Below are 26,428 nucleotides of genomic sequence, written 5' to 3'. Positions count from 1 at the left end.
CGGTGCCCAGCGAATGTTCAGACCGTTATCGATTTTCATCGGCACGCGCTATACCCGCGCCAAGCGCCGCAATCGTTTTGTCTCGTTCATTTCCATGACCTCGATGATCGGCCTCGCCCTTGGCGTGTTGGCGATGATTGTCGTGTTGTCGGTGATGAACGGCTTCCAGCGCGAAATGAGCTCGCGCATCCTCGGCATGGTTCCCCACGCCACTATCGTCGGCGTCAACCCGATCGACGATTGGCAACCGGTGGCCGCCGCGGCATTAAAAAATCCTGAAGTGACGGCTGCGGTGCCGTTCACCGAGATGGAAGGGATGCTGAGCCATAAAGGCTCGATGCAGCCGATCCAGATCAGCGGCGTCGATCCGGCCCAGGAAGGCAAGGTCTCGATCGTCGCCCAGCACATCGTCCAGGGGCGTCTCGATGCCTTGAAGCCTGGCGAATTCGGCGTGGTGATCGGTGAGATCACCGCACGGCGCTTTCGCTTGAATGTCGGCGACAAGGTCACCTTGATCGTGCCGGAAGTCAGCACCGCGCCGGGGGGCATCACCCCGCGGATGCAACGGCTGAATGTGGTGGGGGTGTTCAAGGTCGGCGCCGAGCTGGACGGATCCATGGCGCTGATTCACCTGGCCGACGCCGCGCAGATGCAGCATTGGCAACCGAACCAGGTACAGAGCGTGCGCCTGGCGGTGAAAGATCTGTACGCAGCGCCGAAAGTCTCCGGTGACATCGCCAGCGGGCTTGGCACGGCCTACAAGGCCGACGACTGGACCCACACCCAGGGCAGCCTGTTCAGCGCCATGAAAATGGAAAAAACCATGATCGGCCTGCTGCTGTTGATGATCGTCGCGGTGGCGGCTTTCAACATCATCGCCACGTTGATCATGGTGGTGAACGACAAGGGCGCGGACATCGCGATCCTGCGTACCATCGGCGCCACGCCGCGACAGATCATGGCAATCTTCATGGTCCAGGGCACGGTGATCGGCGTGGTGGGCACGTTGATCGGCGGCGTGCTGGGGGTGATTGCGGCATTGAATGTCAGTGCGTTGGTGGGCTGGCTGGAACGGGTCAGCGGCCAGCATATCTTCAGTTCCGACGTGTACTTCGTCAGCAACCTGCCGTCGGAACTGCAGCGTGGCGACGTGGTGCTGATCTGCTCCGCCGGGTTCATTCTCAGCTTCCTCGCCACCGTATACCCGGCCTGGCGCGCGGCGAAGATCGAACCTGCACAGGCGTTGCGGTATTCCTGATAACGCGGGAAGCCCCCATGGCGAGGGAGCTTGCTCCCGCTGGGCTGCGCAGCAGCCCCAAAAGCGGCGGGCTTATTATGGATGATGTGCAGACTTTCAGATTTTTTGGGAGCGCTTCGCACTCCAGCGGGAGCAAGCTCCCTCGCCACAGGGTTTTTTGTCAGGGCTGACCGGCCTTTGGCAACTCCACCACGAACCGCGTCCAGCCGTCGGCTGATTCGCAGCGGATTTCTCCGTCATGGGCGCGGATGATCGAGCGGGTAATGGCCAGCCCCAGCCCGGCGTGTTCACTGCTGCCTTCCTGGCGAGCCGGGTCGGCGCGGTAAAAACGGTCGAACAGGCGCGGCAGCAGCGCCGCCGGAATTTCCCCACCACTGTTTTCCACGTCGATGCGCACAGTCTGCGGCCCGTCGACAATCCGTATCCGCACCTCGCCACCACCGGGGCTGAAGCGCAGGGCGTTGTCCAGCAGATTGGACAGCGCGCGGCGCAGCATGCTGCGGTCGCCCTCGATACGTGCGTTCCCTTCGCGGCTCAGCTTTACCTCGGCGTCTTCGGCCAGTGGCGCGAAAAACTCCAGCAGCAGGTCCGTTTCCAGCGCCAGCTCCAGTGGTTCGCGCTGGACGGCCAGCAAGCCATGGTCGGCCTTGGCCAGGTAAAGCATGTCGTTGACCAGTTGTGCCATCCATTGCAGCTCTTCGAGATTGCTGTGCAGGGCTTCGCGATAGTCGCCCAACGAGCGTTCGCGGGTGAGCGTGACCTGGGTATGGGTCAGCAGATTCGACAGCGGCGTACGCAGTTCATGGGCGATGTCGGCGGAGAATGCGGAGAGGCGCTGGAAGGCATCGTCGAGGCGTCCAAGCATGTCGTTGATGCTGTGGGCCAGTTCCGCCAGTTCGGCGGGCATGTGTTGTTCTGGCAGTCGAGCATTGAGCGAACGTGCCGAGACGCTGCTGGCAATGGCGCCCATACGGCGCAGGGGGCGCAAGCCACGCCGGGCGGCCCAGGCGCCAAGCAGGGCGGTCGCCAGCGCCGAGAGGCCGACGGTCAGCCAGACCAGGCGCTGCATGCGTTGCAGGAAATGCTGGTGGTGGGTGATGTCCAGCAGCAGTGTCAGTTGGGGCGAATCCGCACGATTGGGATCCAGCGGCGCGTTTAATACGCGGTAGTCATTGTCGGTGTCGTTGAGGGTCGACAGGCCGGGCCGTTCAGGCACCTGGACCGGCAGGCGGATCGAGCTGTCATGCCAGCGCACGCCATCGCGGTCCTTGATGCGCAAGGCGAGGTCCGGCTGGCGGCTCAACTCGTCCGCCAGGCGCGCCTGGGGGTTGGGGCCATCTTGCAGGGCGCGGCGCACGCCGGTCAATTTGGCCTCGAGCAACTGCTGGTCCAGTTCGATGAAGTGCGCCTCGCTGCCGCGGCTGAACAGCACGCCGGCAAACAACGACACGATGGCGGTGCAGGCGGCGAAAAGCAGCGCCAACCGATTGCTCAGCGACCATCGGCGACTCACAGGTTGCGCTCTTCAAGGACATAGCCCATGCCGCGCACGGTGTGGATCAGCTTGTCGGGAAACTCGTCGTCAATCTTGATCCGCAGACGCCGGATCGCCACCTCGATGACATTGGTGTCACTGTCGAAATTCATGTCCCAGACTTGTGAGGCAATCAACGACTTTGGCAATACTTCGCCTTGGCGCCGCAGCAGCATCTCCAGCAGGGCAAATTCCTTGGCGGTCAGGTCGATGCGTTTGCCACCGCGCTCTACCCGGCGCCGGATCAAGTCCAGCCGCAGGTCCGCCAGTTGCAGGCTGGTTTCCTGGGCCGCCGAACTGCCTCGGCGCAGCAGGCTGCGCACCCGGGCCAGCAGTTCGGAAAAGGCGAAGGGCTTGACCAGGTAATCATCGGCACCCAGTTCCAGGCCATGCACACGATCCTCTACCGCATCCCGCGCGGTGAGAAACAGCACTGGCGTGTCCAGCCCGGCGCCGCGCACCGCTTGCAGAATCTGCCAGCCATCACGGCCGGGTAGCATCACGTCAAGAATCAACAGCGCGTATTCACCGCTCACGGCCAGTTGCTGGCCGGTGCTGCCATCAGCCACCAGATCGGCGTTGAACCCAGCTTCGCTCAAGCCTTGGCGCAGGTACTGGCCGGTTTTCAGTTGGTCTTCGACGATCAGCAGTTTCATGGTAGGGCTCAAGGCTGTGTTTGAACGTGGGCGTTATACCGTGGTGCATGGTGTCATGGGGCAAGCTGACAAAGTTGTAATGCAACTGTAAGCCAGTTGGCGGAGCAAGCGCTCAAGGAAACCGTAAAGGCTGGTAGAATCCGCTGATTCTTCAGTCAGGTTTCCGTTATGCATCCCGCAGCCGAACACTCGCCGCTGGGCAAATCCAGCGAATACATCGCCACGTACACGCCGTCACTGCTGTTTCCGATCCCGCGCACCGCGAAATGGGCGGAACTGGGCCTGACGGCCGAGACCTTGCCGTACAAGGGCGTGGATTTCTGGAACTGTTTCGAGCTGTCATGGCTGCTGCCGTCCGGCAAGCCGGTTGTCGCCATCGGTGAATTCGCGATCCCGGCGGATTCGCCAAATATCATCGAATCCAAATCCTTCAAGCTGTACCTGAACTCCTTGAACCAGACGGCATTCAACGACAGCGCGAGCCTGGAAGCCACGCTGCGCCAGGACCTTTCGGCCGCGGCGGGCAAGCCGGTAGGCGTGCGGATTCGCAACCTCAAGGATGTCGAGAGCGAAGGCATCGTTGAATTACCCGGTGTCTGCGTTGACGACCTGGACATCACTGTCGACTCCTACGAGCACCCGCGTCCGGAGCTGCTGCGTTGCGATGCATCGCGTATCGTCGAGGAAAGCCTGCACAGCCATCTGCTCAAGTCCAACTGCCCGGTAACCAGCCAGCCGGACTGGGGCAGCGTGGCGGTGGAGTATCGCGGCGCGGCGCTGGACCACGCCAGCCTGCTGGCTTACATCGTCAGCTTCCGCCAGCATTCGGACTTCCATGAGCAGTGCGTCGAGCGGATCTTCCTCGACCTGCAACGCTTGCTCAAGCCGGAGAAATTGACGGTGTATGCGCGGTATGTGCGCCGGGGTGGGTTGGATATCAATCCGTATCGCAGCACCGAGGATGTGCAACTGCCGAACCAGCGTCTGGTTCGGCAATAAAACTTCCTTGCTGATGAGTTCCTGTGAAAGAGCCCTTGTGGGAGAACTCTTGTGGGAGCGAGCCTGCTCGCGAAGACGGTCGTGCATTCAACACATGTGCTGACTTTCACACTGCTTTCGCGAGCAGGCTCGCTCCCACAGTGGATTGCATTTCGATTCGCAGATACTAAAAAGCCCTGTTGGCGATAGCAGGGCTTTTGGCGTCTGACGGGCTTAGATCCCCATGCTGCCCAAGGTATTCACGATATTGCGCAGTGTTCCGGCGATCGTTGGATGGTCCACTTCAAAACGTTCCACGGCCAGGTTCACGCCGTCGACCAGGTTGTTGTCCTGAAGTTGGTTTTCCAATTGGATCTCAGAGTCGATCTGCGCCATCAACTGGTGCAGGTTTTCGCGCTCTGACTCAGACAGCGGCGGGTTCTGTTCCAATTGCTCGCGCAGGGCATTCAGTTGTTCTTGCAATTCGCGGCGGGCAGGCATTGGCGTACTCCCTTTATTGATAGGCACTGCCATGGACCGCGACGCAGCGTCAAAAGTCCATGGCTTGCCTTAAGAGTAATCCACACTCAAGCGCCCTGCATGATCCTGGTCACGGCTTCTCGCCTTTGAGGCGACGCAGGCTGATATCGGCCAGGCAGGTATCGAGTTCGCCCAAGTGATCGATCACCGAATGCACGCCCAGGCCGAACAATTGCACGGTGGCCTTGGCCCGTTTGATTTCCCGTTCCTGCTGGCTCAAGGCTTGCCATTCGGCGGGCGTAAGGCCGCACAGCGAGCCGCAGGATGCCAGCCCGATGGTCCATAGACCGGCGTTTAGCCCCGACTGCAACAGCGTCGGTTCGCCGCTGACCAATACGCAGCCATCCAGTTGCCTGACATCCAGCGCCATAAGGGCTTGCCAACAGGCATGGGGCGCTGGCCACGGATTATTTGTTGCAGGAAGTTGCGGAGATTTCACCCATGCCGGCAGTGAGGCCGCCAACCCGTGGCTGATGGCGGGCGGCAATTCGTCAAGCCAGGCGCAGGGGATGTCGAGCTGCCGCAGGCGTTGCAGGCTTTCCAACGCCCCGGGTGTAAGTTGCGTGTGCTCGGCCGGCACAATCCCTGGCTGGCGAGCACGCGAGCCGAAATCAACCAGGCATCCGCTGAGGCCAAACAGGACGGCCGTCAGGCTGGGGGCGGGGAGGGGCTTGGCTTCGGCGCGGGGCATATGGACGTCCTTGAAATAACCCGCAGCCTAACGAGGCACGATGACAGTCCGGTTACAGTGAGATGAAGGCGGCCTGTATGGAAAATTCCTACGGAGAGCTTCCTTTTTCTGTGCTGCCTATCCACGCGTTCCGCCTTATACTAGCCACCTTACCGCCTGGGCTCGGCGCCCTTGCCTGAATAATCCAAGGAGTTTTTCCCTATGCGCTGGAGCCATCGTCTAGCTCAGCTGTGTCTATCTGCCAGCGTTCTGCTGGTGCCGTTCGCCGCTCACGCCGCCACGGAAGAAGATCCTTGGGAAAGCGTCAACCGTCCGATATTCACCTTCAACGACACCATCGACACCTACGCGCTGAAGCCGCTGGCCCAGGGTTACCAGTACGTGACGCCGCAGTTCCTCGAGGACGGCATCCACAACATGTTTCGCAACATCGGTGACGTCGGCAACCTCGCCAACGATGTGCTGCAAGCCAAGCCGGCTGCCGCCGGGGTCGATACTGCCCGGTTGATCTTCAACACGACGTTCGGCCTGCTGGGCTTCTTCGATGTCGGGACCCAGATGGGGCTGCAGCGCAACGACGAAGATTTCGGCCAGACCCTGGGATATTGGGGGCTGGGCAGCGGTCCCTACCTGATGCTGCCACTGCTCGGGCCGAGCACTCTGCGTGATGCGCCGGCCAAGCTGGTCGACAGCTACGCCACCCCATACCCCTACATCGACAACGTCTCGGTGCGTAATTCGATCTGGGGCCTGAACATCGTCGACACCCGCGCCAGCCTGCTGTCGGCCGAGAAAATGGTCAGTGGCGACAAGTATGTGTTCTTGCGCAACGCCTTTCTGCAGAACCGTGAATTCAAGGTCAAGGATGGCCAGGTCGAAGACGATTTCTGATTTCGGCCGGTTGAATGTGAAAGGCGGCCCGAAAGGCCGCCTTTCGTGCTTTGGCTTCTGTCCAGGGCCGGGATCAACCTTCCATTGAGTTACGCTTCGCTCGGTTCTTATAACTCTCTGTGCTTTGACAAATAAAGAGCTCGAGCGGGCTATCTGCATGAGCTTGAAACGCCCCGCGGATGGGAGTACCGTCTGCGCCTTAGAAGGGCACCTCTGATGTATATGCGTGTAGGGCAAAGGCCTGAAACCTGTACGACAGAGAGGCTAGAAAGCGAATCCAGTAGTGCGTGCCAGGCCCAGTTGCCCAGCCCCCTACGCCAACCTAATTCTGGCGCCGTTTGCCCACATGCCAAAAACCAGTGCCACGCTGCTGATAATCGATGATGACGAAGTGGTGCGAGCCAGCCTCGCCGCCTACTTGGAAGACAGTGGTTTCAGCGTCCTGCAGGCCAGCAACGGCCAGCAGGGTCTTCAGGTATTCGAGCAGGACAAGCCCGACCTGGTCATCTGCGACCTGCGCATGCCGCAGATGGGCGGACTCGAACTCATTCGCCAGGTCACCGAGCTGTCGTCACAGACTCCGGTGATCGTGGTGTCGGGCGCGGGGGTGATGAACGACGCGGTCGAGGCATTGCGCCTGGGCGCGGCGGATTACCTGATCAAGCCCCTCGAAGACCTTGCCGTGCTCGAGCATTCGGTGCGTCGAGCCCTGGACCGCTCGCGCCTGTTGGTCGAGAACCAGCGCTATCGCGAGAAGCTGGAAACGGCCAACCGTGAGCTGGAAGCCAGCCTGAACCTGTTGCAGGAAGACCAGAACGCCGGGCGTCAGGTGCAGATGAACATGCTGCCGGTCAGCCCCTGGACCGTCGACGGTTTCCGTTTTGCCCACCAGATCATCCCGTCGTTGTACCTGTCGGGGGATTTTGTCGATTATTTCCGGGTCGATGAGCGCCGAGTGGCTTTCTACCTGGCGGATGTTTCCGGACACGGTGCTTCGTCGGCATTCGTGACCGTACTGCTGAAGTTCATGACCACGCGCCTGCTGTTCGAATCCAAGCGCAATGGTACGTTGCCCGAATTCAAGCCTTCGGAGGTCCTTGGGCATATCAACCGAGGCCTGATCAGTTGTAAGCTGGGCAAACACGTCACGATGGTCGGTGGAGTCATCGACGAGGAGACTGGTTTGTTGACGTATAGCATCGGCGGTCACCTGCCGTTGCCCGTGTTGTACACACCTGACAGTGTTCGTTACCTGGAAGGGCGTGGCTTGCCGGTAGGCCTGTTCAACGAGGCCACCTATGAAGATCACGTGCTGGAACTGCCCCCGGCTTTCAGCTTGACGCTGATGTCTGATGGCATTCTGGACCTTTTGTCGGAACCTACACTCAAAGAGAAAGAAGCGGCCTTGCCTGAACGGGTAAGTGCGGCGGGCGGCAGCCTGGAAGGCCTGCGGCAAGTGTTTGGATTAGCCACGCTAGGGGAGATGCCGGATGATATCGCCCTGTTAGTGTTGAGCAGGAATCTTTGATGAGTACCGGTAGAATCCAGTTCGCCGAGCAGGACGGCACCTTCGTCCTGAAGTTTGTCGGTGAAGTGCGCCTGACCCTGTGTTCGGCGCTGGATGCGACAATCGAGAAGATCTTCACCGCGTTGAACTTCAACGCCATCGTGATCGACCTGACCGAAACCCGCAGCATCGACAGCACCACCCTGGGCCTGCTGGCCAAATTGTCGATCCTGTCGCGGCAAAAGGTTGGCCTGCTGCCGACCGTTGTCACCACCCACAACGACATTACCCGTTTGCTGCAGTCGATGGGCTTCGATCAGGTGTTCAATATCGTCGGCGATCCGGTGCCATGCCCGGAATGCCTGGATGATCTGCCTGATCAGGACCAGTCCGAAGAGGACGTGCGGATCAAGGTGCTTGAAGCGCACAAGATCCTCATGGGGCTGAACGACTCCAATCGTGAAGCGTTCCATGACTTGGTGAGTGCGTTGGAGCGGCCCTGATTCCTGGGTGTTGTAGACCGAGCTGAGGCCTTCGCGAGCAGGCTCGCTCCCACAGGGATCAAGGTTGGACTCGGTCAGAAACTGTGGGAGCGAGCTTGCTCGCGATGGTGTTTGTCGAACCGCCATATCTCTTGAGCCAAACAGAACAAAAAAGGGCGAACCCATCCAGGTTCGCCCTTTTTCATGCCGCCGGTTCAGCTCAAAGCTTGGCTTGCAGCAACGCTTCCAGCTTCTCCTGGTCCCGAGCGAACTGACGAATGCCTTCAGCCAGTTTCTCGGTTGCCATGGCATCCTCGTTGGACAACCAGCGGAACTGCGCCTCATTGAGGCTCAGGCGCGCTTCCCCGGCCTGGCCAGGCGCCAGTTTGCGTTCCAGCTTGCCCTCGTCGGCGGCCAGTTTTTCCAATAGTTCGGGGCTGACGGTCAAGCGGTCGCAGCCGGCCAGTTGCTCGATCTGGTTGAGATTACGGAAGCTGGCGCCCATGACCACGGTCTTGTAGTCATTGGCCTTGTAGTAGTTGTAGATGCGCGTCACCGACTGCACGCCGGGATCGTCGGCCCCGGTGTAGTCATTGCCATTGGCCTTTTTGTACCAGTCATAGATACGGCCCACGAATGGCGAAATCAGAAACACCCCGGCGTCGGCGCAGGCCGCGGCCTGGGCGAAGGAGAACAGCAGCGTCAGGTTGCACTGGATGCCTTCGCGCTCCAGTTGCTCGGCGGCGCGGATGCCTTCCCAGGTGGAGGCGATCTTGATCAGCACGCGATCCCGGCCCACACCGGCCTTTTCGTACAGGTCGACCAGGCGATGGGCGCGCTTCAACATGGCCTCGGTATCGAACGACAGGCGTGCATCCACTTCGGTGGAGATGCGCCCCGGGATCACCTTGAGGATTTCTTGCCCGACCGCTACACCAAAACGGTCGCTGGCCAGGCCCACGTCGCCCTTGCAGTCCGCCACGCAGGCGTTCAGCAGTTCGGCATAACCGTGAATGGCCGAAGCCTTGAGCAGCAGGGAAGGGTTGGTAGTGGCGTCCACCGGTTTGATGCGGGCGATCGCTTCGAAGTCGCCGGTATCGGCCACGACGGTAGTGAACTGCTTGAGTTGTTCCAGCTTGGAAGTCATGAGCGTGCTCTGTCCTATGGGTCCGTTGACATTACCCGAGGGCCGGCAGCCACTCAAGGGCGTGAAGAGGTATCGATGGCCCCAGCGGCAACAACCCGGAAACGGCTGTTTGAAAGGCCGGGGCAACTATCGGTAGATACGATGCCAAAACAGCGCTCAGGTTCAAAGCAAGTGATGGTTAGCGCCCTTCAAGCAACTGCCCGGCCTGATCCAGGAGCGCCAACGGATCCTTGGTCTTGTGAATGTCCACCGACAACAACTGCCGGAACCGCCGCGCCCCCGGAAACCCCGTGCCCAGCCCCAGCACATGCCGGGTGATGTGATGCATGGCGCCGCCAGCCGCCAAGTGGGCGGCGATATAAGGCCGCAATTGCGCCAGGGCCTCGGCGCGGCTGATGACCGGCGCAGTGCTGCCGAACAATTGCTGGTCCACTTCGGCCAGCAGATAAGGGTTGTGGTATGCCTCGCGTCCGAGCATCACCCCGTCGAACATCCGCAGGTGTTCATGACACGCCTCCAGCGTCTTGATGCCGCCGTTGAGGACGATTTCCAGCTCAGGGAAGTCAGCTTTCAGCTGCGCCACCACGTCATAACGTAGCGGTGGAATGTCGCGGTTCTCCTTGGGCGACAACCCCTCCAGAATCGCGATTCGCGCATGCACGGTAAAACTGCCGCACCCGGCCTCACGCACTGTCCCGACGAAATCGCACAATTGTTCGTAGCTGTCTCGACCATTTATTCCAATCCGGTGCTTCACCGTCACTGGAATCGACACCGCATCACGCATGGCCTTCACACAATCGGCCACCAGCCCGGGATGGCCCATCAGGCAGGCGCCAATCATGTTGTTCTGCACTCGGTCGCTGGGGCAGCCGACGTTCAGGTTGACTTCATCGTAGCCATGTTCCTCGGCCATTCGGGCGCAGGCGGCCAAGTCGGCGGGAACGCTGCCGCCCAATTGCAGGGCCAGCGGGTGCTCGGCTTCGTGGTGACGCAGGAAACGCTCGTGATCACCGTTGAGCAGGGCGCCGGTGGTGACCATCTCGGTGTAGAGCAGGGCATGTTTGGAGAGGATGCGCAGGAAGTACCGGCAATGGGGGTCAGTCCAATCCATCATCGGGGCAACAGAAAAGCGGCGGGAGAGTGGAGCAGGTTGTAGAGGCATTGGAGATCTGAGTCATCGGGGCGAATGGGTCGCAGTTTATCAGGGTTGCTTGTCGGGTACTTGGCGGGTTCTCCAGCCTCGCCACTCAATCTTCGGCGACATCAGACGGATTGCATGCTCGGTTAGGGTTCGACGCGCACCTTGTGTTGATGAATTATTGTGGATACGATAATTTCATGCAGATTACCTATGACCCAGCCAAAGACGCTCGCAACGTGGAAGAACGTGGACTCCCGTTTGCCCTCGTGCGGGGCTTTGAATGGTCTACCGCATTGATCCTGGAGGATGATCGATTCGACTACGGTGAGTGTCGTTATCGGGCGATGGGATACATAGGGGATCGGCTGCATGTCGTAGCGTTTACACCACGGAGTGACGCGGTCCACGTCATCAGCTTTCGTAAAGCCAACAAACGGGAGGTCAAAAATTATGACCAAGAAACCCAGTCCTGAGAAGGTCGACACGGCAAACCCTGAATGGTCGACCGAGGACTTTGCCAAGGCCAAACCCGCCAGCGAGGTGCTTGTGGGGTTGTTTGGTGGAGCTCAGGCAAAGGAAATGCTCAAGCCGAAGCGTGGCCGGCCAAAGTCGGCAGCCACCAAAGAGCACGTCAATGTTCGTTTCGATGCCGACGTGCTGGAGAGATTCAGAGCTTCAGGGCCGGGCTGGCAAACACGGATGAACGCCGCCTTGGCCGATTGGCTTAAGACGCATAAGCCAGAAGAACTGAAGGCTTAGGCGCTAAAATATGATTCCAAAATATTAGCCGCCGATGAGGCGGCTTTTTGGGGTCTGCTGATTGGATTTGTCTCGGTCGCCGTATAAATAGATCCGTCCCCTTTTTCTTGCTCGATTTCAAGGCCTGTAGGATTAGATGTTCCAATCCATCACCGATAAGGCCGTGGATTTTTTCCCTGACTGGCAACAATCGCCCAAAAGCTAACAGTCATAGTCGACAGAACCCCGCGTCAAGTCTTTATCCTTAGCTGGCTGCAGCGTCGAATTGATTGCATTCATCATAGAGAGCCTCTAACTCGAGGGCCGTTTTGGCGTTTAAACGGCACGCTAGCAAGCGAGAAGCATCAGCTAAGGAGATCGAACAGTCCTCCGACAAGCTTCGAGCTGCATCTACCATGCTGAAGTAAAATGTCTCCACCCCACTGGCCAGTGAGTCAACCTTCTTCCTTATCGAGTCGGCGTGTTTAGCTCGGGATTTTGCTCGAGCATAGAACTTGCGAGTCAGAACCTCGACGCGATCCAAGCCGCACTCATTGATGACCGCCTTACCTCCATCCGTTAACCCCGTGAAGGAAAAGTTTTCATCAATGCTGATGTGCGTGTCGTAACGTTCGTGGTGAGGATGGAACCAAATCAAACCTCTTGCTTGAGGGTAAGTAGGCAATGGTCTCGCTTGAGATCTATCAACTAAGCAGTCATGCATGCCCTTAAGGTTATTGCATTGCTTACAGCTGACAGCGAGGTTGAGTGGTTCGAACATGAATTCGGGATATCCAAGCGTTGCTCGCCTCTTGGAGGCGAGATTACTAGTGCCGCTCTTCTCCGTGCATCTTGAACTCTTCCCCTTTGGCAGAATGTGCTCAAGCTCCCTATAACCAATTTCCTCTGCTTCAATGGGGGCCTGGCAGTAAACGCAACGAAATTTCTGCAAGCTCAAGAGTCGATCACGAAGTCGGACAATCGGATTCAAACTCGTGGACCACTTGCCGACGCACGCTCTTACTTCGGCCAACAGATCGCTATCTGCCGCTGTGAACACGATCCTTGTGTATCGCGTCATTCACTGCCCTTTCTGCTGACAACGCGGGTTTGGGCCGATGTGCTGAGCCTTTGGATGATGCTTTCTAGAACATCCCGCATAGGATCTAACTGCGGCAGAGCCTTGCTATTTTCAGTGATTTGCTCGATCCATTGGTTTCGCTGATTGGGATTGATAGCCGCTCCAGCAGAAAGCTTTTTTAGTGCGGTGTTAGCGATCTCAAGAAAGTCAGGCGCTCTCGTCGACGACAGCCCAAATGGGCCATCGTAAACATCAGAGGCGCTCCAGCCGAACGCTGTAGGAACCTCCTCACTTCGGACGTATGCTCCTGCACGGCGAGGGCGGGTCAGAGTGCGAATGCTTCCCCACTCCTGTGACACCCCTGAGGCGATTAGTGGCGAGTGCGTCGCCACTACGACCTGGCAATTATCAAATCCAGAAACGATGGCGTGCAGCTCCCTGATGAACTCCTGCTGCCATCTTGGATGGAGGCTGTTCTCTGGCTCGTCAACCAAGATGAGGGAGTTATGTCGAATTTCAGCAACTAGAGATCCAAACGTTCCTAGCCATCCCCACTGGCCTGAACTAAGCATTTCACCAGAGATTGGTGCTTGGTTCTTGAGCTTATAGAACAGTGTGCTTGCCACTGCCACGCGCCCCATGCGTAGGAGGAGTTCCCACATCCCAATAGTGAACCCATACCTGCTATTGTAAATTCCGGTAGTAATGCCGAATTTTAGAGGTAAATTTTTCCTCCCGAACTTATTTAGAGTATTGAGGACTTCGGGGGCATTAGCCCTCATCTCCATGAGCGCTTTCCGCAGATCATCACGCCCAGAGTCACCCTTGGTCAAACCGACCTTTTCGAGTTCATACAGCGTCTCTTCCTCTTGAGAGCTAACACTTGGTTCCTTACCAGGAACCACCGCCAAGAAGACCTCTACGTAAGGATTAAGGTCGAGCAGTGAGAAGGCACGCTCAAGCAACTTCGCCCTTTCCTTAAGTAGGTGGCGATTCGTGATCAGCGATCCGACGAAGCTTCGCTCGCTTTGGGCCACACCAGCCATCCCGTTACTCGCGCGGGGGCCAAGGTAAACGAAGTCGTCGTTGTATCGACGACGCTTCGACTTTAGATCACGTGTTCCAGCCCGTGGAAAGCGATCTAAAGGGGTGCCAGATATGGCAATCACCCGATTAGGAAGCTCATTCGGAGGTAACAAAAGGATTGGCCTACCCCGTTCAGGCGTATAGCGGGACCTCCCCAGGGCCGCTTCTGTAAGGCACCTCAGCAAAAAGCTTTTTCGCCCCCCATTTTCAGCGAGAAAGATCGTGAACCAATTTTGGCCCTGTGAGCTTCGTGGGGCGATCGCAAGCTTACGCTCGAAACCGCCTCCACTCGATTCTAAATGAGTGAACATGGCTTTACGTTTGTGCGACTAAGCAGCCGTCACACGTTTTGCTCTCGACTATTTGTGTGCGGGCAGAGTACACCAGACAATTGCACCGAAGAAGTGGGCAAAAAAATAGGGCATGTATTGGTAGCTCAGAACACTGCTGAGCAGCTTCCACTTTCGTGGGCTCGTCAATTGACCCTTTCTGACAGTTACCTGACTGATGCCCAGCACGGGCTAGTCAGGAAAAAAGTGTGGGGCGAATGGAGTCGAATGGTACAGAAATGGTACGAGGTAACGATGAGTCAGCTATAGGCCTTTGTTTTAAAGGCGCTTTGGTTCAGTAGCTCCAATCCATCATGGGTGCAACAGAAAAGCGGCGGGACAGCGGAGCGGCGTGTAAAGACATTGGGAATTTGAATCAGAAGGGGCGGATGGGCGCAGTTTATCAGTGATGAAGTGCAACTGTCCGCGGCTCAGATCTGAATCATGTTCCCAATGCACTTCTCAAAAACCGCCTCCATGGGGCCCAGCACACAGTTATAAGCCGCGATATTGGCGTCGATCCATTCGTCTTTATCGATCCCCCACCAACTGATCTCGAATCCGGCATTCATGATGAGGTGTTCGAACAGGATGCGCTGGGCGCGGCCGTTGCCTTCGCGGAATGGGTGGATGATGTTGATATCGGAATAGGCATCTGCCACGGCGATGATCAGTTCAGTTCTGCTCAGTCCCTCGAACCAGTTCGACGCCGCCAGGTTGGCGAATATCTTGTTGGCTTCCTTTTCCATGTATTCAGGTTGGCAAAAACGCGTGGCTTGCTTGGCCATGCCAACGGTCCGCAGCGCTCCGGCCCATTCGAACAGGTCCGAGAACAGCGCTCGATGAATATTCTGCAAATAAGGCAGGCTGTAAGGAGGAGGGTTGAATTCGACATGGCTCGCAGCGATGGCCGAGAGCTGTTGTTCGGCTTCGCTCAGGGTCTGTTCATCGCGGATATCGAGTTTATTGCGCAGGACCGTAGAGCCCGGGTAACAATAGGCGTCTTCGCCGACGCCGTATTTGTCGGGCATCAGGCTCGGGTCTTGGTGAAGGTCTTCAAGACTTCCTCACGGGAAGGCAGCTTGTCTTCTCCGTCATGCGCAGACACCTTGAACCCTTCCAGACGCAGGCTGGCCGCGTAGTTGGACCGGCGAGTCCTGGCCGCGTAGGCCTTTTTTGTTTCCAGGCTGACAGTGCCCATCGGGGTGGACCTCGAATCGCGTTGGTTGGCGAATTATAGCCCATCGCCCCGGCGAGGCCTATGTCGCGGTCGGGATCAGTCTTCCATCGGCAAACGGATTGACCAACGGGGCTTGCATATCGGCGCATCTCCAAATACTGTTCATGCATCCAGTATTCGGGAATTCTCCATGCAGCTCATCGCCAAGCTCGGCATTCTTGCAGACGCCGCTAAATATGACGCGTCGTGTGCCAGCAGTGGGGCGCCCAAGCGCAGTTCGCGCGGTCGCGATGGGCTTGGGGCCACGGATGGCATGGGGATCTGCCACAGTTATACGCCGGATGGGCGCTGTGTCTCGCTGCTCAAGGTGTTGCTGACCAATTTCTGTCTATACGACTGCCAGTATTGCGTCAACCGTCGTTCCAGCAACGTGCCGAGGGCGCGCTTTACGCCGGAGGAAGTGGTGCGGTTGACGCTGGATTTCTATCGTCGCAATTGTATCAGCGGGCTGTTCCTGAGTTCCGGCATCATTCGCTCGGCCGATTACACCATGGAGCAACTGGTTCGCGTGGCGCGCTTGCTACGGGAGGAGCATCAATTCCGAGGCTACATTCACCTCAAGACCATTCCCGATGCCGATCCGCTATTGATCGAGGAGGCGGGTCGGCTGGCGGATCGCCTGAGCGTGAACATCGAACTGTCCTCCGAGGTGAGTCTCAAGCGCCTCGCGCCGGAAAAGCAATTGATCACGATTCGTCAGGCCATGGGCACCATCCATGACGGTCAGCAGGCGGTGGCTGGCGAGCCGCGGGCGCCGCGCTTTGCGCCGGCCGGGCAGAGCACCCAGGTGATCGTGGGAGCGGATGCCACCGACGACCATGCCATCCTGAGCAACGCCGAGTCGCTCTACCAGGGCTATGGTTTGCGGCGGGTCTACTATTCCGCCTTCAGTCCGATTCCCGACAGCCCCGCCAGTGTGCCGCTCGCCGCGCCGCCGTTACTGCGCGAGCATCGGCTGTATCAAGCCGACTTCCTGATGCGTGGCTACGGCTACAAGGCGGGCGAGCTGTTGAACACGTCCAGCAACCTGGACCTGGACATTGATCCGAAGCTGGCCTGGGCGCTGGCTAATCGCGATGTGTTTCCACTCGACCTCAACCGTGCCGAGCCGGCCCTGCTGGCGCGCATTCCCGGGATCGGCCTGCGTAGCGTGCAGCGCCTGGTGACGCTGCGCAGGGAGCGGCGGATTCGGTATGACGATCTGGTGCAGTTGCGCTGCGTGCTGGAAAAGGCCCGCCCGTTCATTGTGACCAGCGATTACCGGCCCGCTGACGCGCAAACGCGCAGCGGCTTGCTGCGGGCACGTTTGCGCGATCCGCAAAGGCCTGTACAAATGGGGCTGTGGGGATGATCGCGCTGGATTGCGATGACGATTTCGCCATCTGGCGCGACCAGGGCCGGACGTTGCTTGGTCATGGAATAGACCCCTGTGACGTGACTTGGGCCCAGGGCCCCATGGCCGATCTGTTGGCAATGCCGACGCCCTTGCCGCAAGGCCCGGGTCCGTTCCGCACTCGCGTCCCGGCAGCGTTGTTGAGCCAGTTGCAACAGGCCAGTCGTTATCACGGCGAACAGCGCTGGAACCTGTTGTACGAAGTGCTCTGGCGCGTAGCGCATGGCGACCGCACCGCCATGCTCGCGGGCGATCGCCTGGGCAGCGAGTTGCAACGGCGCATCAAGCAGGTCAGTCGCGAGGCTCATCACTTGCACGCCTTCGTGCGCTTCATTCCCTTGCCGCCAGCCGTGGCAGAACAATTGCAGTTGGACCTGGTGGCGTTCCACCAGCCGGCGCACGACATCCTTGAGAGCGCGAGCGGCCATTTTGCCGAGCGGCTTGGTCGGCAACGCTGGCTGATTGCAACGCCTCGCGACGGTATTCGTTTCGACGGCCAATCGCTGGATTACCAGCGCCACTGCCCCGCGCAATGGCAACAATGGGCCCGCCACGCCGAAGACCCCGGCGCCGAGTTGTGGCGTACCTATTACAGGCACATCTTCAACCCGGCGAGGCTCAACCCGACCGCGTTGCGCCAGCACATGCCCGGGCGGTTCTGGAAGCATTTGCCTGAAGGGGAATTGATTCCTCAACTGGTGGGGCAGGCGCGGCAGGGGAAGCAGAGGGATGGGCAGGCTTTGGAGGTGGGGGAGAAGATGGGGAAGCGGATTGTTGTAGGGGGCGTGGCAGAGGCACCGGGTTAAGGCGGCGCCTTGTTCCGAGTGAACCAGTGTTTCTCAGATCATACCGATGCCTTGGTCTTGCGGGGCTTAGGTGCATCCATCATCTTATGCAATTCATCAGTCATGGCGGCTAGCCTTTTCTCCAGATCCTTCACGTCGGATCGGGTGATACCGTTTGCATAGGGGTTGACTGTCCGCTCCCGCTTCCGAGCTGCTGCTGGTGCCAGGTTGTGGGCAGTTTCAGACACCAGGGCCTGACGCAGCAGATTGTTGATGAGGGTTTGATACCCAGTGCCAGCGCTTTCGGCGCACTCGCGAGCCGCTTCGATCACGTCGTCGTCAAGCATGATAGTGATGCGAGTCTTGCCTTTACTGCTCGCAACGGGCCCGCGCTTGGCGGTGCTGAAATCATATTCCTCTCTCATAGGTCACCCTCCAGGTACTGATGCAGTTCATTTTTGGACGCTATGCGAGCGCTGATCACGCGAACGAAATCCGGCTCGCGGTAGGTGTATGCAATGACGAGGACACGACCAGTTGCGTCTTGCCCCATGATAATCCACCGTTTTTCATCATGATCGCTGTCCTCCCGCTCAAGGGCCATATCGTCATAAAATACGGCTTCGGCGTCCGCCAGGCTTACTTTGTGTTTCCGTTTGTTCGCAACGTTTTTCGCCGGATCATACTGAACTCTGAATGTTTTCGTTATGCATATTCTATATGTATAAAAAAGACCCTGCGTCAGCTCTTTTGTCTGGTCAGCCAAGGCGATTGCCTCAACCATACGGCGAAGTGCGTGTCCTCGTTTCAGGGTTTTGAGATTCATCCATTTCAAGATCAGTCCATCGCTCGTCCGTAGCTATGCGACTATCTGCTCGATGTGATCGGCCTGCGCAACGCCGCAATGTCCCGCTTGGGCGGTGCACCGAACAGGCGGGCGTATTCGCGGCTGAACTGCGAGGGGCTTTCGTAACCCACTCGGTAGGCGGCGCTGGCCACGTCCAGGTGTTCGTTGAGCATCAGCCGTTTTGCTTCGTTTAGCCGCAGCCATTTCTGATATTGCAGGGGGCTCATCGCCGTGAGCTGGCGGAAGTGATGGTGAAAGGTCGGGGCGCTCATCTGCACCCGCGCCGCCAGGTCATCCACGCGGATTGGCGCGGCGTAGTTCAACTTCAGCCAGTCGATGGCCTTGGCGATCCGGTAGCCCTGGCTGTCGACGGACGCGATCTGGCGCAGCCGCGCCGCCTGGTCGCTCATCAGTAGCCGGTAATGGATCTCGCGCTGGATCAGCGGCGCCAGGATGGGGATCGCCTCGGGTTCATCCAGCAATGCCAGCAGGCGTACGAACGGCGCCAGGAAGTCCGCTGTGCTGGTGCCGATGCCCGCACCAATCCCGACCGGGCGCTCAAGACGCGGCGCCAGCCCGCCTTGGGCGACCAGATCGGCAACCATGCGCAAATCCAGCCTCAGGACCAGGCCCAGGCATGGCTGTTCCGGGCTCGCGACCATCACTTCGGAGTTCGCCGGCATATCCAGTGAAGTCATCAGGAATCGCCCGGTGTCGTAACCATACGCCTGGCCACCAATCCAGACCTGCTTCATCCCTTGGGCGACGAGGACGATGCTCGGTTCGATCATGCAGGTCGCGGGCGGGGCAGGGGCGTCGCGCCGGAAGAGGCAGAGGCCGGGCATCGACGTTTCGACGTCCCCCGATTCTGTGGTCCGGGGAGCGATGAGGTCCGCGAGCATCTTTTGCGGAGATTTGCCGTGGCTGGTCATGTCGATTGTCTGTCGGGGTGATAGTTATAGGCAGAACCTTAACTCGCCAAGCGAAGCGCTGCCTACGGCAAATAAGCAGGCTCACAGGATCGGGCAAGAACTTCAGCGAAATGTTCTACCGGCGAATGGCGCCGGTCCCTGAAACTGCCAGTCGAATTCAACTCAACAAGGAGTCATCTCATGCGTGTACAAGCCTACGGCGCCCACGCGGGCGACAAACCCCTTGAACCGATGCAAATCAATCGCCGCGCACCCGGCGCGCACGACGTGCAAATCGACATCGCCTTTTGTGGGATCTGCCACTCGGACCTGCACCAGGTGCGCGCCGAGTGGGCAGGCACTCAGTTCCCTTGCGTCCCTGGCCACGAAATCGTTGGCCGCGTGTCGGCGGTGGGCGCCCATGTTTCCGCGTTCAAGACCGGTGATCTGGTCGGCGTCGGCTGCGTTGTCGACAGCTGCAAGCACTGCGAGGACTGCGAAAGCGGCCTGGAAAACTACTGCGACGGCATGATCGGTACCTACAACTTCCCGACGCCGGATGAACCGGGCTGGACCCTGGGTGGCTACTCGCAGAACATCGTGGTGCATGAGCGTTATGTGCTGCGCATCCGTCACCCCGAAGAGCAATTGGCCGCCGTCGCGCCACTGCTTTGTGCAGGCATCACCACCTATTCGCCATTGCGTCACTGGAACGCCGGGCCGGGCAAGAAAGTCGGCGTGGTCGGTATCGGTGGCCTGGGGCACATGGGCATCAAGCTCGCTCACGCGATGGGCGCGCATGTCGTGGCGTTTACTACTTCGGAATCCAAGCGCGAGGCCGCCCGGCAGTTGGGCGCCGATGAAGTCATCGTGTCGCGTAATGCTGATGAAATGGCCGCCCACGCCAAGAGCTTCGACTTCATCCTCAACACCGTGGCGGCGCCCCACGACCTCGACGTTTTCCTGGTATTGCTCAAGCGCGACGGCGCGATGACCTTGGTGGGCGCTCCAGCGACGCCTCATTCGTCGCCCAACGTCTTCAACTTGATCCTGAAGCGTCGAACCATTGCCGGCTCGATGATCGGTGGGATTGCCGAGACTCAGGAAATGCTGGATTTCTGCGCTGAGCACGGCATCGTTGCCGACATCGAGCTGGTTCGTGCCGATCAGATCAACGCGTCCTATGAGCGGATGCTCAAGGGCGACGTCAAGTATCGCTTCGTGATCGACAACGCTACGTTGGCCGGTTGAATGTAAGCCTCAAAGCGTTCAGGCCCGATTGATGCGGGAGCGGGCCTGCTCGCGATCGCGGTGTTCCAGTCGCCTGTGCGTGGATTGTGCCGTCGTCATCGCGAGCGAGCTCGCTCGCCCAAGGGTTTCGAGCCCTTCCATAAATTTCAGGTTGTTATCCATGACCCATACTTTATCGCCCACCCCGCAGGGTAAGCCTGCGTGGGGCGCGGTGCTGGCCATGTCGTTGGCTGCCTTCGCGCTGGTCGCCTCGGAATTCATGCCGGTCAGCCTGCTGACACCGGTAGCGGCGGACCTTCATGTCAGCGAAGGGCAGGCCGGCCAAGGCATCGCCGTCTCCGGCGCCTTCGCCCTGGTCACCAGCCTGTTCGTCGCCTCGATTGCCGCCCGGGTCGATCGCAAATGGCTGCTCTCGGCATTGACACTGCTGATGATCGTTTCCGGCACAGTGGCTGCGCTGGCCCCCGACTACGTGACGTTCATGGTCGGCCGCGCCTTGATCGGCGTTGCGATTGGCGGCTTCTGGTCGCTGTCGGCGGCTACGGCCATGCGCCTGGTGCCGGCGGACAAGGTTCCCCGCGCATTGGCCATCGTCAACGGCGGCAATGCCTTGGCGACGGTAGTCGCTGCGCCATTGGGCAGCTTCCTGGGAGCAATCATCGGTTGGCGTGGCGCGTTCTTCTGCATCGTGCCTGTCGCCGCGCTCGCCCTGGCGTGGTTGCTGTTGAGCCTGCCCTCGCTGCCCTCGCGGGTGAAGCAGGACAGCGGCAATCCTTTCAGACTGATGACCCAGGCACCGGTTGCGTTGGGCATGCTGGCCGTCAGCACGTTCTTCATGGGCCAGTTCATGTTGTTCACCTATCTGCGTCCCTTCCTCGAAACGGTGACGCAGGTGAGCGTGCCGCTGTTGTCGTTCATTTTGCTGGTGATTGGCCTGGCCGGTTTGCTCGGAACCTTCCTGATCGGTTCGTTCTTGAGGAACGGCCTGTATCGGACCCTCATCGGCATCCCGTTGTTGATGGCTGCAATCGCTCTTGCGCTGGTTGCGTTCGGCGGGTCAGCGGTAATGACCGCGGTGCTGCTGGGTGTCTGGGGGCTGGTGGCAACGGCGGCGCCTGTTGGCTGGTGGACCTGGTTGGCCAGGACGTTGCCGGAAAATGCCGAGGCCGGCGGCGGATTGATGGTGGCGATCGTCCAGCTCGCCATTGCGTCTGGTGCCACGGTGGGTGGCGTCCTGTTCGACCTGAGCGGTTATCGGGCGACGTTTGAAACCAGCGCGGCCGTATTGGTCGTTGCGGCGGTGCTGACCATGCTGGCGGCCCGTGCCGCGGCTCGCAAGTCTTCGCAAGCGTCGAGCGACGCGACATATGGCGCGGTGCGAGAGTCAAACTGATCGAAACCAATGCAGGCTTCGTTGATCCATAAGCAGGGGAAAAAAATCCCTGATGTTATCGGGCAACCGAAGCTGGACGAGACCGTTGGGCGCCTACAGTTTGGTGGCATATTGATATCTTGGTAAGCTTCAGGCTCGTTACCTACCGAGTTGGTTAGTTGTGTCTACTGAAAGAATTTCCCAATTGGAGCAGGCGCTCCTGGCTGTCATTGCGGCCGCGGGCAAGATGGGCGTCAGTTGTGATGAACTTTGCGCGCAGGCTGTGGGCGGGCTGGTGTCCGAGCGCTACTGGGGCTGGGCGGAAGCCCAGCACGCTCAAGGCGCGGCTGACGAGATCGATAACGCCTTGGCGGTCCTGGTCGGCCGGCAAACGGCTACGCCTGGCAATCCCGTGCAAAGCGGGCCCGATGCAGCGTTTGAATCGGCTGCCGGCTGAACTTCCCGTCTACAGAAATGGGCGACTCAATAGGTCGCCCATTTGCTTTAAAGCCCCAACCCTTCCTCGATGATCAAGAGAAGAGCCCCTTCATCCAGCGCCAGGGGTTCGGTGTGTTGCCCGGCCGGCCGTAGCTGCCAAAGCGATTCGCCATGCTCGCCCACGGTGCGCAGGATGCAGTGCTTCACGCCTTGCATATGGATTTCGATGCATCCCTCTGCGCTAGTGGAGAAGCGGGCGATCGGATCGAGCGAGATGCGCCGGTGGTTGCCCTCGATCACCAATTGGTCAATGGCGTAGTTGTACGTCGAACCGCTGGAGTGGCGCTCGAAGACGTGGGTCGGATTGCGCCGGATAACCAGGCCCGCCTCACACACCGGCGCCAGCCAGGTTTCGATCTGACGGTACAAGTCGTAGACCTGGCCGGGCCAGTGTTCGATGGCCAGGTCGGCGCAGTTGTCGATGCCGGCTGGGGTTCGTTGGGCCTGCCTCAGCTTCGCCGCGAGTTCGTCTGCCTTGCTCATGTCGATTCCCTGTCGTGGTGATAGGTTGAGCGTAGCTGAAGGAGTGGGGGGCTCAGTTGCGCTGGGTCATGGCGCGGTTTCGTTTTGCGCAGCGAGCTGATTTCGGGTGTTTCGCAGCCATATGCGAGTAGCCTTTCGAATCTGGTGACCTATATGGCGAGGGCATTGATGACGTGTTCAGGGTCGTTATGAATAGCGCGCAACAGAGCTTTCGCGGGACCGGTTGGCTCGCGCCGCCCTTGCTCCCAATTGCGTAGCGTGCCCAACTGAACGTCGATCAATGCTGCAAACTTGGCTTGGGTCAGGCCGGTGGCTTTTCGTATCTCCTTCACCTGCAGCGCATCGACGATGAATTCCCGGGACGGCTGGCGCTCTCCTCGGACAATCTCATCCATCTGTTGCACGCTTTCCATCAGCTCATCGAAAAATCTGCTCATGGTTATCTCCATTGCTCGACGATCATTTTCAACGCCTTGCGTTGATCACCCGTCAAGTCTTGCTGTTCGTTTTTCGGATAGATCATCAGTAAGGCAATCTGTGAGGCCGAGTTGAAGTGATAGTAAATCACCCGAGCTCCGCCCCGTTTTGTACGCCATTGGCTTACCGGCGGACAATGCTATAGGACGCAGCTCCCCTATTCATCTGGTGAGTTGTAACGGCAATCTCCAACGTCTGCGTGGACTCAGTGTTGCGCCCGAAACGAGGGGGTGCTTTGCGTGGGGGTCCTCTCGTTGCCTCTGCTGGCCATCCGCTCAACCGCATCCGGCAACGAAGCCACATGCACCGCGCGTGACGGCATGGCGAAGCGCACGCCGATCCTGGCGAATTCTTCCATCATGCCCAGGTTGATCGCCTGCTGGATGTCCATGTAGACGTTGTAGCTGGGGTCCAGCACGATATAGACCGTTTCGAACTCCAGTGCGCTTTCGCCGAAACCACGAAAATGCGCGCGGTCGAAGCGGGTTTTTTCCTGGGCCTTGATGATCTTTTCGACGATGACGGGCACTTGCCGCAGTTGCTCTGTCGAGCATTCCTGGGGCAGGGCGAATTCGAAGACGATACGGCGCTCCTGCAGGCGTTTGTAGTTCTGGATGGTAGTGCTGATCATGCCGGCGTTCGCCATGACGATCTGCTCGCCACCCAGGCTGCGGATTCGCGTGGTCTTCAGGCCGACATGTTCCACGGTCCCGGCCAGGGAGCCGACGACGATGAAGTCGCCGACTTCGAAAGGTTTGTCCACGGCAATCGACAGCGAAGCGAACAGGTCCCCGAGGATATTCTGCACCGCGAGCGCCACGGCGATGCCGCCCACGCCGAGGCTGGCAACGAACGCCGTGATGTTCACGCCCAGGTTGGAAAGCATCGCCAGGAGCACCACCGCCCAGAGAAATACTTTCGCACCCCACAGGCTCAGGGTGGCCAAGGCGCTTTTCTGATGGATGTCGGAGTGGCTGTGGCGGGCGAAATAATGCATCAGCGCCAGGGCGATCGCTCGGTTTGCCCATAATCCCACTTGCAGGGCCGCCACCACGAACCAGAGGCTGCTGACTCGACTCAGCCAGCGTTCCGGCAAGTCCAGTACGCCAACGCCGATCAGGATCGAGGCCAGCAATAACAAAGTATTGCTGGTACTGGACAGTACTTCGACGGCGATGTGGCTGACATAAGCGTCGGGTTTTTGTGCCCGGGCACGCACGTTTTTCAACAGAAAACCGACGCCAGCCCTGGCGATGATGAAACTCACCGTCATCACGCTCAGTGCCAGCAGCCAATTGGCGATGGAAATGCCCAGTACCTGGGTGTCGGTAAAAATATCGAGGGAGCTTGAGTCCATGGATGGATCACCTGTGCCATTTCTGTTCAGGTTGTGCCCTGGCCGCACCGGCCGGGCCATGAACTTGGTTAGTTCGCAGGTGGCAGAGGCCCGTTCAATTTTCTTGCCGTCAGCGGCCCCGGGCATGGGCCGCTGATCCGACTCAAGCGCCTCTCTTAGCGCAGCAGGTGCACCGCCAGCCCGGCCAGGCCGCAGGCCAGCAGCACCTGGATGACGCCGCGTTTATAGCGGAACAGTGCAATGAACGCCGCGACTGCAAGAATTGCCGATGGCCAGTCCAGTGCTGCGTTGAAGCCCTTGGGCCAGAGCACGTGGTAACCAAAGAAGCAGGCCAGGTTGAGAATCACACCCACCACCGCCGCGGTGATCGCTGTGAGCGGCGCGGTGAATTTCAACTCGTCATGGGTCGATTCCACCAGCGGACCGCCGGCCAGGATGAACAGGAACGAGGGCAGGAAGGTGAACCAGGTCACCAGCGTGGCCGCAACCGCGCCCGCCAGAAACGCCTGTTCGGGGCCGAACACCTGAGTCACGTAACCCCCGACGAAACCGACGAACGCGACTACCATGATCAGCGGTCCCGGAGTGGTTTCGCCCAGGGCCAGGCCGTCAATCATCTGGGTCGGTGTCAGCCAGCCGAAATGTCCGACGGCGCCTTGATACACGTAGGGCAGAACCGCATAGGCGCCGCCGAAAGTCAGCAGTGCCGCCTTGGTAAAGAACCAGGCCATCTGCGTCAAGGTTCCTTCCCAACCAAACATCGCGGTCAACAGGCCTATCGGCAGAATCCACAGCAGCGCCCCGACGATCAACAGTCGGGCCAGGCGGGTGGCACTGAAACGAGCGTGTTCCGGGGTCGGTGTATCGTCATCGATCAGGGCAGGGCCGAACGACTTGTGCCTGGCATCGTGACCGCCCAGGCTGAACTTTGCCGGTGCCCAGCGACCACCGAAGTAACCGACGACCGCCGCCCCCAGTACGATTAGCGGGAAGGGTACGTTGAAGGCGAAGATCGCCGTAAACGACGCGGCGGCGATTGCCCACAGCCAGTTGTTCTTGAGCGCGCGCGAGCCTATCCGGTGCGCGGCATGCACGACGATCGCCGTCACGGCGGGCTTGATGCCATAAAAAATGCCGGCTACCACCGGCACTTCGCCAAAGGCGACGTATAGCCAGGATAATGTGATGAGAATGAACAGCGAAGGCAGGACGAACAACGCCCCGGCGATTATTCCGCCCCAGGTTCGATGCATCAGCCAGCCCAGGTACGTCGCCAGTTGCTGGGCCTCGGGGCCGGGCAGCAGCATGCAGTAGTTCAAGGCGTGGAGGAAGCGACGCTCGGAGATCCAGCGCCGACGCTCCACCAATTCCTGGTGCATGATCGAGATCTGGCCCGCCGGTCCGCCGAAGCTGATGAAACCCAGTTTCAGCCAGAACCAGAAGGCCTCTCGCAGGCTGACGGTCGACGGTCTGGCCTGTACCTGTTCTACAGTGCGCTGGTTCGGAGTGCTCATGGTCCGCGGGGCCTTGATATAAAGACCACCTACGTTATGGGGCGAGACACGTTTTAGATAGCCCCCGGTAAGGCTCGCGTGTAAAAAAAACGCGCCAAGGGGCGGCAGAATTGCCAAATGATGAGGGGGATTTTGGATCCACTGCGCCATCCATCGACTTCGCCCCACTGGCAAATTGCCGGCCTCCAAGCGGTACGCTAAGCTCACGAATATTGGGGGCTTTGAGCGTTTTGCTCAT

29 protein-coding genes and 1 pseudogene are annotated in these 26,428 nt (G+C 59.3%); 12 read left to right on the top strand and 18 right to left on the bottom strand.

What is annotated here, in order from left to right; translation table 11 throughout:
• Window positions 1-13: 13 nt before the first annotated feature.
• The gene (locus tag J3P97_RS17745; protein WP_434672414.1) at window positions 14-1,258 is read left to right on the top strand and encodes a lipoprotein-releasing ABC transporter permease subunit; all 1,245 of its coding nucleotides are present in this window, start codon (window positions 14-16) and stop codon (window positions 1,256-1,258) included.
• Window positions 1,259-1,418: 160 nt separating this feature from the next.
• Here the strand turns inward: J3P97_RS17745 and J3P97_RS17740 are convergent, their stop codons facing one another.
• A complete protein-coding gene (locus tag J3P97_RS17740; RefSeq protein WP_434672413.1) occupies window positions 1,419-2,771 on the bottom strand; it encodes a heavy metal sensor histidine kinase in 1,353 nt (450 codons plus the stop codon).
• Window positions 2,768-3,448: a heavy metal response regulator transcription factor gene (locus J3P97_RS17735; protein WP_434573049.1), complete on the bottom strand. Its 681-nt coding sequence runs from the start codon at window positions 3,446-3,448 to the stop codon at window positions 2,768-2,770. The genes J3P97_RS17740 and J3P97_RS17735 overlap by 4 nt, the downstream gene beginning before the upstream one ends.
• A gap of 168 nt (window positions 3,449-3,616) precedes the next feature.
• On the opposite strand from J3P97_RS17735, the gene queF reads away from it, so the two are divergent.
• Window positions 3,617-4,447 (top strand): NADPH-dependent 7-cyano-7-deazaguanine reductase QueF, encoded by an 831-nt coding sequence (queF, locus tag J3P97_RS17730; protein WP_434672412.1) that lies wholly within the window; start codon window positions 3,617-3,619, stop codon window positions 4,445-4,447.
• Between the two features lie 213 nt (window positions 4,448-4,660).
• Here the strand turns inward: queF and J3P97_RS17725 are convergent, their stop codons facing one another.
• Both J3P97_RS17725 and J3P97_RS17720 read right to left on the bottom strand, forming a co-directional pair.
• A complete protein-coding gene (locus tag J3P97_RS17725; RefSeq protein ID WP_434573051.1) occupies window positions 4,661-4,927 on the bottom strand; it encodes a DUF4404 family protein in 267 nt (88 codons plus the stop codon).
• Between the two features lie 109 nt (window positions 4,928-5,036).
• The gene (locus J3P97_RS17720; RefSeq protein WP_434601294.1) at window positions 5,037-5,657 is read right to left on the bottom strand and encodes an HAD family phosphatase; all 621 of its coding nucleotides are present in this window, start codon (window positions 5,655-5,657) and stop codon (window positions 5,037-5,039) included.
• Between the two features lie 201 nt (window positions 5,658-5,858).
• Here J3P97_RS17720 and J3P97_RS17715 point away from each other — a divergent pair, with 201 nt between their 5' ends.
• The 3 genes from J3P97_RS17715 (at window position 5,859) to rssC (ending at window position 8,558) form a co-directional block, all read left to right on the top strand.
• Window positions 5,859-6,548 carry an MlaA family lipoprotein gene (locus J3P97_RS17715; RefSeq protein ID WP_434629786.1) on the top strand — a complete coding sequence of 230 codons (690 nt, stop codon included), beginning with the start codon at window positions 5,859-5,861 and terminating at the stop codon, window positions 6,546-6,548.
• 346 nt (window positions 6,549-6,894) lie between these two features.
• Entirely contained in the window at window positions 6,895-8,076 is a 1,182-nt protein-coding gene (gene rssB / locus J3P97_RS17710; protein ID WP_434573055.1) for a two-component system response regulator RssB, read from the top strand.
• Window positions 8,076-8,558, top strand: coding sequence for an anti-sigma factor antagonist RssC (rssC, locus tag J3P97_RS17705; RefSeq protein ID WP_305500035.1), 483 nt, complete (start codon window positions 8,076-8,078; stop codon window positions 8,556-8,558). Before rssB ends, rssC begins: the two co-directional genes overlap by 1 nt.
• A 199-nt stretch (window positions 8,559-8,757) precedes the next feature.
• On the opposite strand, the gene tal is transcribed toward rssC, so the two are convergent.
• The gene (tal, locus tag J3P97_RS17700; RefSeq protein WP_305500037.1) at window positions 8,758-9,684 is read right to left on the bottom strand and encodes a transaldolase; all 927 of its coding nucleotides are present in this window, start codon (window positions 9,682-9,684) and stop codon (window positions 8,758-8,760) included.
• A gap of 178 nt (window positions 9,685-9,862) precedes the next feature.
• Window positions 9,863-10,849, bottom strand: coding sequence for a tRNA dihydrouridine(20/20a) synthase DusA (dusA, locus tag J3P97_RS17695; RefSeq protein WP_434672411.1), 987 nt, complete (start codon window positions 10,847-10,849; stop codon window positions 9,863-9,865).
• A gap of 176 nt (window positions 10,850-11,025) precedes the next feature.
• On the opposite strand from dusA, the gene J3P97_RS17690 reads away from it, so the two are divergent.
• Both J3P97_RS17690 and J3P97_RS17685 read left to right on the top strand, forming a co-directional pair.
• Complete coding sequence (locus J3P97_RS17690) at window positions 11,026-11,301, top strand: BrnT family toxin (protein WP_434672410.1); 276 nt, start codon at window positions 11,026-11,028, stop codon at window positions 11,299-11,301.
• Window positions 11,279-11,587 (top strand): BrnA antitoxin family protein, encoded by a 309-nt coding sequence (locus tag J3P97_RS17685; protein WP_434601291.1) that lies wholly within the window; start codon window positions 11,279-11,281, stop codon window positions 11,585-11,587. The genes J3P97_RS17690 and J3P97_RS17685 overlap by 23 nt, the downstream gene beginning before the upstream one ends.
• A 1,056-nt stretch (window positions 11,588-12,643) precedes the next feature.
• Here the strand turns inward: J3P97_RS17685 and J3P97_RS17680 are convergent.
• The 3 genes from J3P97_RS17680 to J3P97_RS17670 form a co-directional block, all read right to left on the bottom strand.
• The gene (locus J3P97_RS17680) at window positions 12,644-13,693 is read right to left on the bottom strand and encodes an AAA family ATPase (RefSeq protein ID WP_434672409.1); all 1,050 of its coding nucleotides are present in this window, start codon (window positions 13,691-13,693) and stop codon (window positions 12,644-12,646) included.
• A gap of 800 nt (window positions 13,694-14,493) precedes the next feature.
• Window positions 14,494-15,093, bottom strand: coding sequence for a putative adenosine monophosphate-protein transferase Fic (locus J3P97_RS17675; protein ID WP_434672408.1), 600 nt, complete (start codon window positions 15,091-15,093; stop codon window positions 14,494-14,496).
• Window positions 15,093-15,263, bottom strand: coding sequence for a YhfG family protein (locus tag J3P97_RS17670; protein WP_434672407.1), 171 nt, complete (start codon window positions 15,261-15,263; stop codon window positions 15,093-15,095). Before J3P97_RS17670 ends, J3P97_RS17675 begins: the two co-directional genes overlap by 1 nt.
• A 169-nt stretch (window positions 15,264-15,432) precedes the next feature.
• Between J3P97_RS17670 and J3P97_RS17665 the strand changes: the two genes are divergently transcribed.
• Window positions 15,433-16,653 carry a putative DNA modification/repair radical SAM protein gene (locus tag J3P97_RS17665; RefSeq protein ID WP_434573140.1) on the top strand — a complete coding sequence of 407 codons (1,221 nt, stop codon included), beginning with the start codon at window positions 15,433-15,435 and terminating at the stop codon, window positions 16,651-16,653.
• Window positions 16,650-17,501 (top strand): TIGR03915 family putative DNA repair protein, encoded by an 852-nt coding sequence (locus J3P97_RS17660; protein WP_434672406.1) that lies wholly within the window; start codon window positions 16,650-16,652, stop codon window positions 17,499-17,501. The genes J3P97_RS17665 and J3P97_RS17660 overlap by 4 nt, the downstream gene beginning before the upstream one ends.
• Before the next feature lie 38 nt (window positions 17,502-17,539).
• Here the strand turns inward: J3P97_RS17660 and J3P97_RS17655 are convergent, their stop codons facing one another.
• The 3 genes from J3P97_RS17655 to J3P97_RS17645 form a co-directional block, all read right to left on the bottom strand.
• Window positions 17,540-17,905: a BrnA antitoxin family protein gene (locus J3P97_RS17655; protein ID WP_434672405.1), complete on the bottom strand. Its 366-nt coding sequence runs from the start codon at window positions 17,903-17,905 to the stop codon at window positions 17,540-17,542.
• Window positions 17,902-18,189, bottom strand: a complete 288-nt coding sequence (locus J3P97_RS17650; RefSeq protein WP_434674569.1) for a BrnT family toxin — start codon at window positions 18,187-18,189, stop codon at window positions 17,902-17,904. The genes J3P97_RS17655 and J3P97_RS17650 overlap by 4 nt, the downstream gene beginning before the upstream one ends.
• A gap of 158 nt (window positions 18,190-18,347) precedes the next feature.
• Window positions 18,348-19,259, bottom strand: coding sequence for an AraC family transcriptional regulator N-terminal domain-containing protein (locus tag J3P97_RS17645; RefSeq protein WP_434672404.1), 912 nt, complete (start codon window positions 19,257-19,259; stop codon window positions 18,348-18,350).
• A 180-nt stretch (window positions 19,260-19,439) separates the two neighbouring features.
• Here J3P97_RS17645 and J3P97_RS17640 point away from each other — a divergent pair, with 180 nt between their 5' ends.
• The gene (locus J3P97_RS17640; protein WP_434672403.1) at window positions 19,440-20,489 is read left to right on the top strand and encodes an NAD(P)-dependent alcohol dehydrogenase; all 1,050 of its coding nucleotides are present in this window, start codon (window positions 19,440-19,442) and stop codon (window positions 20,487-20,489) included.
• A gap of 18 nt (window positions 20,490-20,507) precedes the next feature.
• Here J3P97_RS17640 and J3P97_RS17635 read toward each other — a convergent pair whose 3' ends face one another.
• Window positions 20,508-20,651, bottom strand: a complete 144-nt coding sequence (locus tag J3P97_RS17635; RefSeq protein WP_434672402.1) for a hypothetical protein — start codon at window positions 20,649-20,651, stop codon at window positions 20,508-20,510.
• On the opposite strand from J3P97_RS17635, the gene J3P97_RS17630 reads away from it, so the two are divergent.
• Window positions 20,650-21,882 carry an MFS transporter gene (locus J3P97_RS17630; protein ID WP_434672401.1) on the top strand — a complete coding sequence of 411 codons (1,233 nt, stop codon included), beginning with the start codon at window positions 20,650-20,652 and terminating at the stop codon, window positions 21,880-21,882. The two genes, J3P97_RS17635 and J3P97_RS17630, sit on opposite strands and share 2 nt — an antisense overlap.
• A 160-nt stretch (window positions 21,883-22,042) precedes the next feature.
• Complete coding sequence (locus tag J3P97_RS17625) at window positions 22,043-22,318, top strand: hypothetical protein (protein ID WP_434601283.1); 276 nt, start codon at window positions 22,043-22,045, stop codon at window positions 22,316-22,318.
• 47 nt (window positions 22,319-22,365) lie between these two features.
• Here J3P97_RS17625 and J3P97_RS17620 read toward each other — a convergent pair whose 3' ends face one another.
• The 5 genes and pseudogenes from J3P97_RS17620 to chrA form a co-directional block, all read right to left on the bottom strand.
• Window positions 22,366-22,842, bottom strand: a complete 477-nt coding sequence (locus tag J3P97_RS17620; protein WP_434672400.1) for a hypothetical protein — start codon at window positions 22,840-22,842, stop codon at window positions 22,366-22,368.
• Between the two features lie 149 nt (window positions 22,843-22,991).
• Window positions 22,992-23,279: a helix-turn-helix domain-containing protein gene (locus tag J3P97_RS17615; RefSeq protein ID WP_434601281.1), complete on the bottom strand. Its 288-nt coding sequence runs from the start codon at window positions 23,277-23,279 to the stop codon at window positions 22,992-22,994.
• Window positions 23,280-23,281: 2 nt separating this feature from the next.
• Window positions 23,282-23,428 (bottom strand): annotated as a pseudogene (locus J3P97_RS17610) (type II toxin-antitoxin system RelE/ParE family toxin); the annotation flags it as partial.
• A 96-nt stretch (window positions 23,429-23,524) separates the two neighbouring features.
• On the bottom strand, window positions 23,525-24,676 hold the full coding sequence (locus J3P97_RS17605) for a mechanosensitive ion channel family protein (protein WP_434672399.1): 1,152 nt from the start codon (window positions 24,674-24,676) through the stop codon (window positions 23,525-23,527).
• A 155-nt stretch (window positions 24,677-24,831) separates the two neighbouring features.
• Complete coding sequence (gene chrA, locus J3P97_RS17600) at window positions 24,832-26,190, bottom strand: chromate efflux transporter (protein ID WP_434672398.1); 1,359 nt, start codon at window positions 26,188-26,190, stop codon at window positions 24,832-24,834.
• Between the last annotated feature and the right edge of the window lie 238 nt (window positions 26,191-26,428).

It is taken from the genome of Pseudomonas sp. R1-15 (genome assembly GCF_051132085.1).
In the GTDB taxonomy this organism is placed as follows: Bacteria; Pseudomonadota; Gammaproteobacteria; order Pseudomonadales; family Pseudomonadaceae; genus Aquipseudomonas.
Note: the sequence above shows the minus strand (reverse complement) of the source record. Positions and strands in the feature narration are given on the sequence as shown.